Raw genomic sequence first — 14248 nt, forward strand, 5'->3', positions numbered from 1 at the left:
AACTATAATATAGTAACATACATTAGTCAACAAACTATTCTATTTTCACTAAAGATGAAAATATGCTAAATCAATCTTTATCGCTCTCCCTATAATCCGCACGGTATTTCTCTTCAGTCGAAGAATTGCTCTTGGTCTGATCCTTATTTTTCTCTTCTTGCTGTTCCATATTCAGGTCCTCCAAGGGGATGGGGTCCACGGTCTGCTCTTCTTCATACTGGTCAAGCAAACTTTCCTTCTCCGTCGGGTATTGTTCGGGATTATCGTGCGCATGTGCCTTATTCGGTTCTTTATTCTGACCCTGAACTTGATTTTTCATTCTTAAACGCCTCCTCTGGTTTCATTACCCTTTCTTTACCTTTTCTGCATGTCTTCTAAACACAGCAAAAAGACCACCCCGAGGATTTGGGCAGCCTTCAATCTCAATAATTAAGCATCGACCTCTTCAAAACTTAATCTTGCTTCAAAAATAATATTCTGCACATCTGCTCCTGATCGTCCGCGAATCCAGATTACGCCATCTATCGCTTTTGTTCGTTCCACAACCAGTTCTTCCTGCATTCGAATTTCCCGGTGATACGATATCTGCATGCCTGTCAGACGAGCAGCAAGTTCTTCAGCAGTAAGTGCGTCACAGCACACATCGGCATATCTCGCATTATTCATATGACCGTTGCTGTCCGTGCTGCTGTATCGAACGTTCAGGCGATAATCTTCCTGTGGCTCCAGTCCTGATGGAAGCATCACTTTCTCCGGGGGTTCACCCAGCGATAATTCGGGATGTGACTTCACTTCAAACGGCAGTGCTGCTGGTCTGAGGAGCTTTCGTTTCTCCAAATCGACAAGCGCCCAGGAAGTCCGTGCCTCCGCGATGTGATTCCCCTCTGTGTCGGTAAGAACATAATCTCTCAGCCACATGACTCCTTTGTTGCCTTTATACCAGGTCTGGAGACTGACTTCTTCCTCCAATCGAGCTTGGCGGATTATAGTCAAATCCGTTGTAATTAACATCCAGCCCAGCCCCTGATCCAGCATTTCCGATACCGTAATACCCATCCGGGCCAGATCGCGGTCTGCTGCAAGCTGCATATGTTCCAGCAATGCGGAAGGCTTGTATAATGACTTATAGTCCGATTCGGATGATCCAATTCTGTACTGAAATGCATAAGGTAGTTCCGTTGTCATTCCATTAAAACCTCCTTCGGTTTGAACCAATTGTGTGTATTGATAAGGGTAAATATCATGCCGTATTCCATCACTGGGTCCTGTGTAAGCGAGTACGATATAGATCAGGTGCACAGCCCACGTTTTGTTTGAATATGCGGCTGAAATGTGACAAACGCTTAAACCCCGACAACCTACTTGCCTCAGTAACCGAAATATCCGGTTGAAATTGAAATAACAGTTTGGCCTGATTAATACGGCGGTCATACAAATATTTGAATATGGTGCTGCCTGTCATTTCTTTGAACAACCCCGCCAGGTAAGGCTTGGATAAATGAAGCTCGTTCGCCAGATCATCCAAACCAATATCCTGCATATAGTGCGTATCCACATAACCCATGATGTGCTGGACATGACGCTCCTTATCCGATGAAGGGCGATGATCCACCACGATCCCATGGCAAATGCCAGCCACAAAATATAACAGGTCGCACAAACGTACTGTCATTCGTTCCTGTCTGAACTCGCCTGAATGGACCGATAGCTGATCCAGGTTCAGCAGCAGGGATTCGAATTCCGCCCGGATGTCACCCGTCAGATTGATTCGGCAGTTTCGGAGCTCATCAAAAGGCATAAGTACCTCGCTGATTCGATCTGGATGAAGGCTGCTGCGAATAAGTGATGGATCAAAGTGCAGTGTTGTGCGTTCATATAAGCCGCCAGGTACCGGATGAGCCCGATGAAGCGTCATCCCATGCATTAGAATCAGATCGCCAGGTTCCAGGCTGTACACACGGTCACCTATAATATAGGTGCACTCTCCGGCATGAAAATAATAGACCTCATAGTGCGGATGAGAATGAAATCCGTCTGACGCCCCGCTGGAAAAATTGCGCGTGGAACGATAACTGTATTCCAGCGGTGCATTAAACTGATGCATACGTGTCATTTTGAGCGCCCCCTATGGGAGAGGTTTTCTTATCTAGAATAGAAGCCATGAACGTACCGCTGTTCACGGTTCAACTCATGGCCTCTTCAAAATCTCTATAATTACAACAATTGCTCAATGCTGGCCTGAACTGCATCCATGGAATCCACAGGTTCGAAGCGTTTGACTACTTGCCCGTCGGCATTGATCAGAAACTTCGTGAAGTTCCACTTGATTGCATCTCCGTGCAGCCATTCAGGTGCCTTGTCCGCGACCATTAATTTCAACAGTTTGGCTTGCACATCGGACTCGTCAAATCCTGCGAACGGTCCTGATTTTTTCAGGAAGTCATACAGGGGATGTGCCGTATCGCCATTCACGTCCATTTTAGAGAACATGGGGAATTTCACACCATAATTAATCTGGCAGAACGAAGCCGCATCTTCACTGCTTCCGGGCTCCTGTTCAGCAAACTGATTGCATGGAAAACCGATAACCTGAAGACCTTGATCCTTATACTTATCGTACAGCTTCTGGATATCATCGAATTGATGTGTATATTTGCATTTGCTTGCCGTATTCACAATCAGCACGGGCTTTCCTTCATATTGATAGAGCGGGAATCGTTCTCCGCTAGTTTTGGTAACTGTAAAATCATAGATGGTTGCCATAAATTGGTGCACCTCGTTGTTATGTAGTATGTAGAATGATACGTGTCCTCTATTATATACGAAATGATCTCTGCTGTATTAAAAAAGTATGGACATCATCATTTCAGTACTACCTTAATGGATAGAGCAGTTGGATCGGTTCTTTGATAAGTGTCTCTTGGAACAGATAATTATGATCCGCTCCTACTATACACAGAATTCTCTTATTCGGATTCGAATCCATTATGTTTTTCACCCGCTGAATCATGATTTGATTACGCACGACCCAGCGAATGTTGTGAGCTGTTGGATTGATCTGTTTTAACCATTCATATTTCAGGCGGGTCATCTCATCAAACTCCACCGAGTTGAAGGGGATGTCTCCAGCTGCATGTGTACTCATTTGTTTGAGAAACCATTCATCGTCTTTTTTCTCCAACTCTTTACGTTCCACTTCAGAGTAACCTCCAAACGGATCGAAATGATTCCACACATCTAGTTCAAACCAGTCAATGGGTACAAATTCAATCTGGTTTTCCTCACATAATGGAAATATGAGCTCCCAATATTCGCTTGCCGGCTCTCCCCAATATCCCTTACTATTGCGGTCCTTGATGTATTTCTGCCAGCTTAACGGATGTACTTCTCCGCATATGATATCCGGTTTAAATTCAGTTATAAGAGATTCGTATAGGGCGAGTGAACAATTATATTTTTCTCTCAATTCCGGATTATGAATGGTTCCAAGTATACCTACAACAGTCATTTTCTTCACCTTCCTCTAACAAAATAAGCTGCCCGTTGAGGCAGCGTTTTTTCCAGTTCTGAAGCATTTGCCATATGAAAATAAACCATACCATTTTCATAGAAAAAAAGTTAAAACTGACCTGTAGCAAGCATACGCTCTCTGGTAATAGGAATAAGAGATAACACAACCTCTTGAGCTGCGTTGTAATCATTGCTGGATAAGGCGTGCAGCGTATCCCGATTAATCCCGATCGCACTGTAGTGTTTGATATGTGGAGTTCGTTTGAAGCGGACGATGGAATACATGTAGAGTTTATCCCGAAAGGAATCAAATGTGTTCAGCATGACGCCATTATTCAAGGATTCAACGATCTCCCGCATGAAAAGAAAATGATGTTCGGTATATAAAGGATAATCATTCCTTTTCTCGGCGGTTCGCTGAACCTCCACATGAGCTGCGAGCGATTCCAGATTTAAATAGATCTCTCGGTTCGGGTTTTTCATCATTTCAAAAGAGTAAAAAAGCATAGACTGAATCTGTTCGATGAGATCAAGAAACTCCTTTCCTCCTACATCCTTAACCAAGACACCGCGATTTTTGAGAGCAGTTACATAACCTTCTGATTCAAGACGAGCAATGGCATGACGAATCGGTGTACGGCTCATCTGGTACTCCTCCGCCAATTCGTTCTCGGATAGCAGGGTTTCGGGCATTAATTCTCCGCAGACCATTCGCTCACGCAGCATCATGTATGCTGTATCGACAAGCGATATTTTGTTCATATCATAATCCCTTTCTCCCATTGATGAGGACTTCATTTGAATTTTAACGTGATCTACACATTTCACCCTATATTACCAGTCTTAGAAGAAGTTGCGCAACCAGACGGAGGCAAGAAGGAGTCCAGCACTGTATTCCAGTGTCTGGACTCCATTTTTTTAAACCAGGTATTTGTTTTGAAGAGCTGTCCTCTGCTCTACAGTAATGCCTAGTCCATCTGTAAGATAATGCTCGAAAGTCCCGTAGTTCTCGTCGATTGCTTCGAGTGCAGCTTGTATGAAGGCCGCTTTCATCATCTCCGGAATCGCTCCCTGTAGTTCAGGCATTTGATCCATATATTTCTGATAGTCCTCGTTGCTTCCCGATAGGAAACGCTGCATGAGTCCGTCCACTGCGAGATTCGTCAGCTCGTAGTCTTCAATAACAACTTCTCGCGGCACACCCAAGGTAAGAAGAATCAATGCACATACAACTCCGGTTCGATCTTTACCCGCGGCACAGTGGAATAAGGAAGTATCCCGCTCTTCTTTTAATAGTTCATTGAGGATAAGTGCACATTTTTCCGTATTTAATATCATGGCTTTGTAGCCGGCATGCAGATCATGTCCGATCTTCTGCATTTCCTCCGGACTTGCTTCCGCCATAAAGGGAATATTCGTGTTGATCGCATGACCAATGGCTGGGCTTGGACGGCTGGCTACTTCAAAATCGCTGCGCAAATCACAAATCCAGTCAATGCCTAGCGCAGATGCCGTTTGCAGGTCCTGCTCACTAAGCTCATGCAGATCAGCAGATCGCAGCAGCGTGCCCCAACGGGTCGTGCGGCCATCTTCTGTAAGGTAACCGCCCATATCCCGGAAATTAATTACGCCATCCGTGTAGATCATGCGGTCGTTAATGGTTGACACCGACCCATTCGTAAACTTCACATGATAATAGTTGCGGCCAGGAGACACCGTTCTCGTAAATACCGCTCCTGCCGGATCAATCTGTATATCTAGCAGCGTGCTGCTGGATTCAATAAATTCCGGACTAACAGAATGGTAAACTGCCTCCACCACCATGTTCTCTGCCATATTCCAGGCTAACGCTATCCCGTTATTTTCGCTATACTTAGCCTGAACCGTAGGGCCTTGTTTTAAAAGTGAATTAGATGTTGACATTGTTCTTCCTCCTCAAAGTAATATTCATCATTATGAATGTAATGGATTAGTTCTGACGTGTTTTAAGCTTCATTTTGTATCGGTTTGCCACAAACTCCACGCTGAATACCATGGCGAACACGACCAACCCGACAAATAAAGCTGCTGCAAAGTTATAGGATTTCATGGCATGAGTCATCTCATATCCAATACCTCCTGCGCCAACCGCACCAAGAATTGTGGATTCGGCAATACCGCCTTCTAGCTGCAGCACGCACCAGGCAATAAAAGCTGTCTTCACTGTAGGCAAAATACCTTGCATGACAATCTGCAGCCAGCTGGCACCCGTCGACTGCATCGCTTCGAGTACGCCCTTGTCGATTTCCTCCAGGGACTGGGCAAATACTTTGACAAGCATACCTGCCGCTGAGACAGCAATCGCAAGCACTCCGGGAAGCGGTCCAAGACCCACAGACACGATAAAGATGAGAGCCCACACGATCGTAGGAATCGCACGAAGCAAGGAAGCCGCACTACGAATGATCCAAGCAACGAACGGATGAGGCGTCAAATTGCTTGCAGCCAAAAAGGAGAGAAAGAACGCTACGACGATCCCCAGCACTGATCCAAGAATGGCAACTTGCAATGACTCTACAGCCGCGAGCAGGACATGGCGCCAGGCTGAGAAATCAGGTGGAAACATAGTTCCCATGTAACCGCCGAGTTTCGTAAAGCCTTGGGCAATCTTGGCATAGTCGAACTGCAGCTGGACGAGACTGAACACAAAAAGCACAGCAATTAGCGGCAGACCAATGACTAACAGCTTGTTCCTTTTCGGCTTGGGTGGCTCTGGCATGGAAGTATACAGCGTAAAAGATGGCTTCACTTCGTTCATTTGCATACTCATATGATTCGCTCCCTTACGCGATTGGTGATCGTTTCCACAACAAGAACGATAACGAGTACAAGCAGCACGGCCATGCTGGCTTCCTGATACTGAAACAACTTCAGTTTGGATTGCAGGATAAATCCGAGGCCACCGCCTCCAACCATACCTACAATCGTGGATGCACGTACGTTGATTTCGAAGTTGTACAAGCTCCAGCCGATAAATCCGGGAAGGAATTGTGGAAATACGGCTTGGGACAACACTTGAAAATAACTTCCGCCGGCAGCACGAACCGCTTCTACCTGCCCCATATCAATCTCTTCAAGCACCTCGGCAAAGGAACGCGTCAGCATACCGATCGAGATCAGGATCAGTGACATTGTACCGACTACAGCACCCAGTCCAAACGCTGCAACAAGCAGTATCGTCCAGATAATGACCGGAATGTTACGAAACAGCGATGTAGCTGCACGAACAAATACCTGAAGGTAAGGGTGCGGGCTTGTCGTGGCTGCGGCTAAAAAGGATAACATTCCTGCTACAACCGACCCGATGACCATCGCTACCACACTCATATAAAGGGTCTGCAGTGCAGGTTCTATGAGCTGGGAAAGCGAAGAAAGATCAGGTGGAAGAAAATCAAAAAAGATAAATCGGAAGCTCTCTCCTATCCCTGCGAATAAAGCTCCGAATGAAAACTCTGCGCCGATGGAAGACCAGATGATAAGAGCCAACAGCACGATAAAGAACAATATCGTCTGCATGCGTTTCATTTTTCGGGCAGATTGCAACTGAGCCGCATTCATGTCAGGCTGTCTCCTTCACTTGGGGATTGGTCTGGTTGTAAATGAGCCGGATCATATCTTCCGTCAGTTCTTCAGGTGTTCCGTCAAAGACCTTGGACCCTTTATGAATGCCGATGATACGTGTTGCATATTTCTTCGCGATATCCACCTGATGCAGATTGCACAGGCAGGCAATGCCTTCCTCTTTGCAGATCGTATACAGATAATGCATGATCGTCTCCGAGGAAGCAGGGTCGAGACTGGCTATCGGTTCATCCGCCAGTATCAAATCCGGCTTCTGCGAAAGGGCACGTGCAATGCCTACTCTCTGCTGCTGACCTCCACTGAGCTCATCTGCTCTCTTGTACATCTGTTCATGTAAACCAACACGGTGAAGCATGACCTTGGCTGCTTCTGTATCTGCTTTGGAGTAGAGACCCAGTGCGCCTTTGAGCGGATTCATGTAGCCTAATCGTCCATGCAGCACGTTATTAAGAACGGATACCCGTGTGACCAGATTATACCCCTGAAAGATCATACCCATATGGCGTCGAAGTTCACGGAGCTTTTTCCCCTTGATGCCCATGGTTTCACTGCCTTTAAACTGGATCTTTCCGTTTGTCGGCTCGATCATTCGGTTCAGGCTTCGCAGCAAGGTGCTCTTCCCGGCGCCGCTCGGTCCAATGACGACAACGAATTCTCCGGCAGCAATCGTAAGGTTCAAGTTATCAAGCGCTTTGGTTCCGTCAGGATATACCTTGGACAACCCTTCCACCTTTAAAAGTGTCATGTTATTTCCTCCTTATCTTTCACGTTTGAATTCTATTTCTTCAACAGTTCCTCTGGGGACATATCCAGTGCTTTGGCGACTTCCCGGATTGGATCAAAATCACTGTCACTGCCTTCTACAAAACGGGCTGCACCTACACTTTCGAGGAATTTAGGGTTTTTCGTATCATAGTCCAGCATGAGCTCACGCAGCTGTGTAACCAATTCTTCTGGCAAGTCTTGACGATAAAGCAGTGGAGCACCGCCAACGATCGGATCCGACTCGGCAATCACGCGGAAATCTTCTTCTTTAATAAGTCCTGATTCTGCCATCATCGGCACCATGAGACTTGACGTACCAATCGCATCCGCATTGCCGTTTGCCAGTGCAAGCAGTGATTTGTCATGTCCACCAGAGAACGCTACACTGCCGAAAAAGGAATCCAGCTCCTTATTGGAAAGACCCAGCTCTTTCATTAATGTGGCACGTGGGTACAAATTACCGGAGGTTGATGCTGGATCAGCAAACAAAAAATCTTTCCCTTTAAGGTCCTGTACACTTTGATATGGAGAGTCATTACGAACGAGGATGACCGTATTCGATTGTTGATCACTTTCGGAACGGACAAGCAGCTTGGCATTGGCTCGTTCCGTAGCGATGATGTAACCAAACGGCCCGATCAGTCCAATTTCGATTTTGCCTGCACGCAGGGCTTCGATGACCATGTTATAATCTTCAGCTACAAAAATTTCAGCAGGGATACCGGTTGCTTCTGTAATATCTGTTGCTAGCTGTTCCTGGGAACGGTTCATCTCGCCCTCTTCGCTTGGCATAATACCGATTCGGATGACTTCGGGCATTCCACCTTCACTCGAACTTGAGCTAGCTGAGGCCCCGCATCCCGACAGGATGACAAGCATAAATACAAGCGAGAGGATCAAGCTTTGATAACTTTTACGTTTACTATTTTTCACAATGTATACCCTCCTGAAATGTGGTTGATTTCATACCGGATATTTCTCTGGTACACAAGTAGGATACAAGTTGAATGTAAGAAGAATGATTTGGTAAATCATCGGATTTGTAAAACATTCAAGGGTATTAGTAGTCCTGAAATTAAATAAATGCACTAAATGATGTGATAAACAACTATCTTCAGGGAGGAGATTTGTTAGTTTCTGAATGGAAAGAGAAGTATCGATTTACTCATATAGGAGGGATGGATCATTTCCGAAACCTAAAAAAGAAGCAGAAAATGAACGGCTACACAAGCCCGTCATTGTCTGCTCATCCTTTAAATTATTTGGAAATAAAGCTGTGAAGGTTCTCTCTGCTATTTTACAATCCTGAGAAATCATAAGCTGCGTTTAGTCCTATTCTCTTTTTACAATTCCATAATAGATCCAGGTTTTCGTATTGACCCTCTTTCTTCACATGATCCATGAGGACACCTTCCTGGTTCATGCCAATCTTTTGAAGAACTTTTCCAGATGCCGGATTAGAAGCAAAGTGTCGCCCATATACTTTATGATATTTTTTCACATGGAAAGCAAAATCAAACATCGCTTGTGAAGCTTCTGTCGCATAACCCTTTCCCCAATACGCCTCACCGATCCAATAAGCAATTTCGCCATGATCATACCGATGATCACAAGATAAGGCTACCGCACCATATAGTGTTCCTGCTGCCCTATTGCAAATCGCAAATTCATAGTGTTTCCCTTTCTCGAAATTCTGTCGATGATACTGAATCCAGGATAACGCACAATCCAGCGTGTAAGGGTAAGGTAACGTAAGCGTGCTTTTATAAATATTGTAGTTGTTACACAGTTCAGTGACGGTGGCAGCATCAGATTCGTCGAACAATCTCAGGCACAGCCGCTCCGTAATCAACGTTTGTTGAATGTCATCATAATGCATGAGGGCTCTCTCTTTCCGCGATGCTTCACTTTTTATTTCCTTCATAAAAGTTATGAGTGGAGAAACTCATGTTTTTTGTTATCCCTTAAGATGATCAGTTTGTGATGATATGGATGCAATCTTTTTTCAAAATCCACCCGATTTCTCTCGAAATCCCTTGTCCATTTGTACATCATTTTTAACATCTGTACATCAGATGTGTAATGACTCTTTTCAATTCCTAGATTTTGTTTAATAAATCGCAAGAAAATTCTCATTTTCCGTTTCCACAACGGTGTATCCAAAAAGATGATCGTATCTGCCATATCCCATAAGCATCGGTAAGATGCCCGATCCGTTCCTTCGAATATCCATGCTCCGTGAAGGTCAATGTCCTGAATCACAGCAATTTGCTCATCCGGTGTACGTTTATTTCTACCATAAAGTGTCTCATGATGGACGATCGTATCCAGCTCATACCACGGTATATTTATTTTTTGAGAGATTTCCTTAGCCAATGTCGTTTTGCCACTTGCCACAATACCCAGGATTAAAATCTTTTTCATTTAAATCTCTCCTACGAATTACGCTCTTTTAACCGTTCCGAACGAAATTTTCATACTGGGTGCATACGTTAGCCAGGACTCCTGATTGAATCTCTTGGAAAACGTTAATTCAGCTTCATATTGCTCGCGTGCTTCCTCTGGCTGTAATTCTCTATTCACTAAGTTGTCTAAGCTCTCATCGGAATCATCAGGTTCCTGGCCAAACCCTTCTTCTCTCAATGAACCAAACAAAGCGCTTTTGCTGTCCATATCCATGTTCTGATCCAAAAAGTTAACCTTATCACTCATCCTGCACTCCACGTTCTGTAAACCCAATTGACTCATTCGTATAGGCAACCTTATCCCAATGTTCCCATCCTTACCTGTACGTCTGTAGTCGTTCTCAAATAGCTTTTGCAGGACGCCTAACTTCACTATTTGGCTTTGTTCAACATCATCCAGATGACAGTTCGCCATATTACCAATCCAATGTGGTTCGAAACAGATGACCTTTCCTTGATCCTTCACACTATCAATCATCTTCTGTAGGATCACTTCTGAGTTATTCATATGTAATAAAAAAGCATGACTCACGGCAATGTCATACTTCTCTTCTACGTCTAATTGTTCTATGTCCCCTGATATAAACTCAGTCTGAAATGGAACGTTTGAGAACATCTCTCTCGCTTCTTTTATCAATTCCTCCCCCTTGTCCACCCCCGTATAGCTTGAACCTTCAGGTAACAATGGAAGGAGTTTAAGACCTAGATATCCGAACCCGCAACCATAATCAATAATGCTTACAGGATTGGTGATTTTCCACACGCACTGTACAAGAAATTGCAGGTAATCATCATTATAATAGAGCCCCCGCGTATTCCTCAGATATTCAATTTTGTTGTCCCAATAGTATTCAGACATCATTCCATGCTCCCTCCCTTTGTACGTTTTTTATAGATCTACTGATATATCGTTATTTACCGTTCCCTCAAATCATTTGGAAGTCTTACCATGAATCGATCCTGGTTTCTATGGAATTGATACTGTTCGTATAGTTCATGTGCATCTAATGTTCCGAGTAATCCCATTACATTTTTGAAACGGTCCGATTGTGTAATAATTTCAATGAGTTTCTTGCCAAGTCCCTGTCCTCGATATTCCTCATGGATAAAAACATCACAAAGCCAAAACATGGTAGCCTCATCAGTTACCACCCTTGCAAATCCCACTTGGATCTCTGCTTTGTAGATTCCATAACATATGGAAGAATGGATGGATTTCTCAATGATTTCTTCTGAGCGCTTGTTCGCCCAGTAGCTCCTTGCAAGAAAGCCTTTTACCGTAGGAAGGTCAATCTTCTCTTTGTTATCACTAATAAGATATTCTCCATATACAAAATCCATTGACCCATCTCCTCCGGATATGTTTCGTTCTTCCTACGAAAATTTTCTCCCTAAAAACAATGCCAATCTGTGTTCTTTATAAATTGTTCCGCCTGATCTATCAATTGAATTTTTAATCTTATTTAATAAGATATCTTTTTGTTTATAGGGAAGCTGTCTATGCTTCGAATTCGTGTTAAGTAATGCAACGTAGTCGCCGCTTGAATATGTAAGAATTTCAGTATATTCTCGCACCATTACATTGGTGAAGATTCCTGTATCTTCCGTGATTGCTCTTCTTTCTTCGATGGTTTCTTCGGGGGTTTGGAACGTTGAATCGTCCAAATGTGGTGCAAGTTCTTTATAGTGAGATCGTATTTCGTTATGGAGCTCATCAAACATGGGCACATGTATGGTCCAAAAAAAGGCAATGGAACCCGAACTCTCAAGAAGTTCCCATACTTTACGATAACCAAACTTGGGTTCGATAAAATGAAATGCTGTGCCTGAAATGGCTAACTTGAAAGGACCCCTTCACCGCTCCATTCTTCAAACGAGCTATGAATCACCTTGATCGTTTCGTAGGATTTAAATTTCTCTGCAGTGAACTGGGCCAATCTGTCACCATATTCAATACAGGTAATTTGTTTGTAATCTCTTTCGATCATTCCTCCCGTGGCTTGGCCTGTCCCACAACCAATCTCCAGAATTTTATCTTCTCTATCCAGATTTGAATAATCAAATATATCGTTATACATTTCATTTGGGTAGGTAGGTCTATATTTTTCATATTCATTTGCAATTGAATTAAACGTCTCTTTATTCTCCAATTCAATAACCTCCTACGGTTCTAATTTAGTATTCATCTAAATGAACTGAAGTGAATGGCAAGTATAATCAAAATTGTTGGGTCATCCATTCCTCTCTTAATAATCCCATACGGATCGAATCATAGTATGTATTATTGTAGAGGCGGCACTTCCGAAGTCTTCCTTCCAGCTGCATACCCAGTTTCTCTGCGACCTTCATCATTCTTTCATTTCCTGACCAAGTTGTTAATCCTACTCGGACTATAGGTAGCTTATTGAACAAATAGTCGATCCACATCTTCAAAACAGCCGTTCCATATCCACCATTCCAATACTCAGGTTTATATATGACGATCCCCACTTCCATCCAATTGGACGGTTTGTGCTCCCAATAATAATTCACTGTGCCCACGATCTCATCATTAATTTGAATAATCATTCTGTGAGAGGGCTCACTGTCTTTTAGCATTTCCTTACTCGTATATTCTTGAAAATCAGTATAACTGACATGCTCCAATGGAAAATAAGGAGCGTCCCACTTTTTCCATTCCGGTTGTTCCTCTTCATATATCAGCTCGTAGAGCTGAGGGATATCATCGTGCGCTATCTCCCTAATTAGAACGTTATGATTTAACACCATGGTTTCACTAATGATCATAGAGTTTTAACTCCTATTCTTTTTCGATGTATTAGTCCTATGCCTATCAGTAAATCAGATAAGGGCCGAACTGCTCTGTTGCACCTACGGGTATAACGACGGTATCCAGGTTGTGTTCAGTTAATTGTGTAGTGGTGTTCGTATAATCTAACAATATAAATCACCCTTCTTTTAATCCATTTTGTTACTGAATTGTCTGTAACTCCATTACGTTCATGAAGATCCAGCTTTCACATCTATAATTCCAATTCATATTTAAGCTGTTTTTTGGAGTTGCCTCCGATTACTTCAACCTTTTCTTCCGTTTCTTTAAATCCACACTTCTCATAGAACCCTATTCCTATATCATTGTCTTTCGCTACCCAGGCAAACAGATACTTTATCGGTGCTAACACTTGAATATATCTCCGAATGAAGCCTGATCCAATTCCCAGCTTGTGATATTCTGGCCGTATATAGATTCGGGTTAATTCATACTCTTCTTCATGAACTTGAGTTGTTTGGGCAAATCCAGCGATGACGTTGTTATATTCTGCTATCAAAAACTTTCGTTTGGAACTTTGCTGGTCTCTCTCTACAGAACGACTTAAGTTCTCAGTCGAATAAGCAACACTTAGAAAGTTATGAATGTAATCTTTGGAGTATATGTCCCCATAAGTGAACATCCACGTATCACGAGCAATGGTTTGGATATGAGGGATATCCTCATTCGTAACAAATCGATATATAATCATGTGGTCACCCTTCTTCCAATTCACATTTTGACACCTATTTATCTCTCCTCCGATAACTTCCCGGAAAGCCGGAAACGAGCAGCACAAATCCGATAAAAAACAGGAAGTAAACAAGCAAGCCTGAACCATTGTCATTCATTGATACGATCTCTCTTGAATTGCCACCGGACGCATAACCTGCTTCCACAATCGCTGCAGATAGCCTTACGGAGATTCGCTCTATGGTTGCCAAGCCTACACTTCCCAACATCAGCGCCGCACCTAGTATCTTATTCGTATTACTCATAAGTTAGCTCTCCTATTCAGTAAATTCGACATAATCTCGTTATTTTCATTAAGGAAGATTACACTTGCAGAGACGATAAA

At 43.5% G+C, this 14248-nt stretch carries 20 protein-coding genes; all 20 read right to left on the reverse strand.

Annotated features, from left to right (window positions below; all coding sequences use genetic code 11):
• Positions 1–70 precede the first annotated feature (70 nt).
• Complete coding sequence (locus AC3WQ3_RS11855; RefSeq protein ID WP_492472380.1) at positions 71–319, reverse strand: YczO family protein; 249 nt, start codon at positions 317–319, stop codon at positions 71–73.
• A 110-nt stretch (positions 320–429) separates the two neighbouring features.
• Complete coding sequence (locus AC3WQ3_RS11860; protein WP_492472381.1) at positions 430–1185, reverse strand: acyl-[acyl-carrier-protein] thioesterase; 756 nt, start codon at positions 1183–1185, stop codon at positions 430–432.
• A gap of 70 nt (positions 1186–1255) precedes the next feature.
• A complete protein-coding gene (locus tag AC3WQ3_RS11865; protein ID WP_492472382.1) occupies positions 1256–2113 on the reverse strand; it encodes a helix-turn-helix transcriptional regulator in 858 nt (285 codons plus the stop codon).
• A 101-nt stretch (positions 2114–2214) separates the two neighbouring features.
• On the reverse strand, positions 2215–2763 hold the full coding sequence (locus AC3WQ3_RS11870) for a glutathione peroxidase (protein ID WP_239298741.1): 549 nt from the start codon (positions 2761–2763) through the stop codon (positions 2215–2217).
• A gap of 109 nt (positions 2764–2872) precedes the next feature.
• Positions 2873–3508, reverse strand: coding sequence for a hypothetical protein (locus AC3WQ3_RS11875; RefSeq protein WP_492472383.1), 636 nt, complete (start codon positions 3506–3508; stop codon positions 2873–2875).
• A 110-nt stretch (positions 3509–3618) separates the two neighbouring features.
• On the reverse strand, positions 3619–4272 hold the full coding sequence (locus tag AC3WQ3_RS11880) for a GntR family transcriptional regulator (RefSeq protein ID WP_164764153.1): 654 nt from the start codon (positions 4270–4272) through the stop codon (positions 3619–3621).
• Positions 4273–4428: 156 nt separating this feature from the next.
• A complete protein-coding gene (locus tag AC3WQ3_RS11885; RefSeq protein ID WP_492472384.1) occupies positions 4429–5433 on the reverse strand; it encodes a tyrosine-protein phosphatase in 1005 nt (334 codons plus the stop codon).
• A 46-nt stretch (positions 5434–5479) separates the two neighbouring features.
• Entirely contained in the window at positions 5480–6319 is an 840-nt protein-coding gene (gene phnE, locus AC3WQ3_RS11890) for a phosphonate ABC transporter, permease protein PhnE (RefSeq protein ID WP_251641866.1), read from the reverse strand.
• Positions 6316–7107: a phosphonate ABC transporter, permease protein PhnE gene (phnE, locus tag AC3WQ3_RS11895; protein ID WP_492472385.1), complete on the reverse strand. Its 792-nt coding sequence runs from the start codon at positions 7105–7107 to the stop codon at positions 6316–6318. The genes phnE (AC3WQ3_RS11890) and phnE (AC3WQ3_RS11895) overlap by 4 nt, the downstream gene beginning before the upstream one ends.
• 1 nt (position 7108) lies before the next feature.
• A complete protein-coding gene (gene phnC, locus AC3WQ3_RS11900; protein WP_492472386.1) occupies positions 7109–7876 on the reverse strand; it encodes a phosphonate ABC transporter ATP-binding protein in 768 nt (255 codons plus the stop codon).
• A 32-nt stretch (positions 7877–7908) separates the two neighbouring features.
• On the reverse strand, positions 7909–8829 hold the full coding sequence (locus AC3WQ3_RS11905; protein WP_246058076.1) for a phosphate/phosphite/phosphonate ABC transporter substrate-binding protein: 921 nt from the start codon (positions 8827–8829) through the stop codon (positions 7909–7911).
• A 364-nt stretch (positions 8830–9193) separates the two neighbouring features.
• Positions 9194–9775 carry a GNAT family N-acetyltransferase gene (locus AC3WQ3_RS11910; RefSeq protein WP_336779698.1) on the reverse strand — a complete coding sequence of 194 codons (582 nt, stop codon included), beginning with the start codon at positions 9773–9775 and terminating at the stop codon, positions 9194–9196.
• 50 nt (positions 9776–9825) lie between these two features.
• Positions 9826–10320: a P-loop NTPase family protein gene (locus AC3WQ3_RS11915; protein WP_336779697.1), complete on the reverse strand. Its 495-nt coding sequence runs from the start codon at positions 10318–10320 to the stop codon at positions 9826–9828.
• 18 nt (positions 10321–10338) lie between these two features.
• A complete protein-coding gene (locus AC3WQ3_RS11920) occupies positions 10339–11220 on the reverse strand; it encodes a class I SAM-dependent methyltransferase (RefSeq protein ID WP_492472462.1) in 882 nt (293 codons plus the stop codon).
• Between the two features lie 56 nt (positions 11221–11276).
• Complete coding sequence (locus AC3WQ3_RS11925) at positions 11277–11702, reverse strand: GNAT family N-acetyltransferase (RefSeq protein WP_336779696.1); 426 nt, start codon at positions 11700–11702, stop codon at positions 11277–11279.
• A 33-nt stretch (positions 11703–11735) separates the two neighbouring features.
• A complete protein-coding gene (locus AC3WQ3_RS11930) occupies positions 11736–12083 on the reverse strand; it encodes a hypothetical protein (RefSeq protein ID WP_336779695.1) in 348 nt (115 codons plus the stop codon).
• Positions 12084–12196: 113 nt separating this feature from the next.
• Positions 12197–12511, reverse strand: coding sequence for an rRNA adenine N-6-methyltransferase family protein (locus AC3WQ3_RS11935; RefSeq protein ID WP_336779694.1), 315 nt, complete (start codon positions 12509–12511; stop codon positions 12197–12199).
• Between the two features lie 67 nt (positions 12512–12578).
• Positions 12579–13142, reverse strand: a complete 564-nt coding sequence (locus AC3WQ3_RS11940) for a GNAT family N-acetyltransferase (protein WP_419719984.1) — start codon at positions 13140–13142, stop codon at positions 12579–12581.
• 242 nt (positions 13143–13384) lie between these two features.
• Positions 13385–13882: a GNAT family N-acetyltransferase gene (locus tag AC3WQ3_RS11945; protein WP_336779693.1), complete on the reverse strand. Its 498-nt coding sequence runs from the start codon at positions 13880–13882 to the stop codon at positions 13385–13387.
• Positions 13883–13916: 34 nt separating this feature from the next.
• On the reverse strand, positions 13917–14168 hold the full coding sequence (locus AC3WQ3_RS11950) for a hypothetical protein (protein ID WP_336779692.1): 252 nt from the start codon (positions 14166–14168) through the stop codon (positions 13917–13919).
• Positions 14169–14248 lie beyond the last annotated feature (80 nt).

Source organism: Paenibacillus sp. FW104-T2 (assembly GCF_058789975.1).

Bases quoted from the DNA above. Each gene is read 5' to 3' on its own strand.
- AC3WQ3_RS11855 (WP_492472380.1), bottom strand. From the start codon at position 319: ATGAAAAATCAAGTTCAGGGTCAGAATAAAGAACCGAATAAGGCACAT.
- AC3WQ3_RS11860 (WP_492472381.1), bottom strand. From the start codon at position 1,185: ATGACAACGGAACTACCTTATGCATTTCAGTACAGAATTGGATCATCC.
- AC3WQ3_RS11865 (WP_492472382.1), bottom strand. From the start codon at position 2,113: ATGACACGTATGCATCAGTTTAATGCACCGCTGGAATACAGTTATCGT.
- AC3WQ3_RS11870 (WP_239298741.1), bottom strand. From the start codon at position 2,763: ATGGCAACCATCTATGATTTTACAGTTACCAAAACTAGCGGAGAACGA.
- AC3WQ3_RS11875 (WP_492472383.1), bottom strand. From the start codon at position 3,508: ATGACTGTTGTAGGTATACTTGGAACCATTCATAATCCGGAATTGAGA.
- AC3WQ3_RS11880 (WP_164764153.1), bottom strand. From the start codon at position 4,272: ATGAACAAAATATCGCTTGTCGATACAGCATACATGATGCTGCGTGAG.
- AC3WQ3_RS11885 (WP_492472384.1), bottom strand. From the start codon at position 5,433: ATGTCAACATCTAATTCACTTTTAAAACAAGGCCCTACGGTTCAGGCT.
- phnE (WP_251641866.1), bottom strand. From the start codon at position 6,319: ATGAGTATGCAAATGAACGAAGTGAAGCCATCTTTTACGCTGTATACT.
- phnE (WP_492472385.1), bottom strand. From the start codon at position 7,107: ATGAATGCGGCTCAGTTGCAATCTGCCCGAAAAATGAAACGCATGCAG.
- phnC (WP_492472386.1), bottom strand. From the start codon at position 7,876: ATGACACTTTTAAAGGTGGAAGGGTTGTCCAAGGTATATCCTGACGGA.
- AC3WQ3_RS11910 (WP_336779698.1), bottom strand. From the start codon at position 9,775: ATGCATTATGATGACATTCAACAAACGTTGATTACGGAGCGGCTGTGC.
- AC3WQ3_RS11915 (WP_336779697.1), bottom strand. From the start codon at position 10,320: ATGAAAAAGATTTTAATCCTGGGTATTGTGGCAAGTGGCAAAACGACA.
- AC3WQ3_RS11920 (WP_492472462.1), bottom strand. From the start codon at position 11,220: ATGTCTGAATACTATTGGGACAACAAAATTGAATATCTGAGGAATACG.
- AC3WQ3_RS11925 (WP_336779696.1), bottom strand. From the start codon at position 11,702: ATGGATTTTGTATATGGAGAATATCTTATTAGTGATAACAAAGAGAAG.
- AC3WQ3_RS11930 (WP_336779695.1), bottom strand. From the start codon at position 12,083: ATGTTTGATGAGCTCCATAACGAAATACGATCTCACTATAAAGAACTT.
- AC3WQ3_RS11945 (WP_336779693.1), bottom strand. From the start codon at position 13,882: ATGATTATATATCGATTTGTTACGAATGAGGATATCCCTCATATCCAA.
- AC3WQ3_RS11950 (WP_336779692.1), bottom strand. From the start codon at position 14,168: ATGAGTAATACGAATAAGATACTAGGTGCGGCGCTGATGTTGGGAAGT.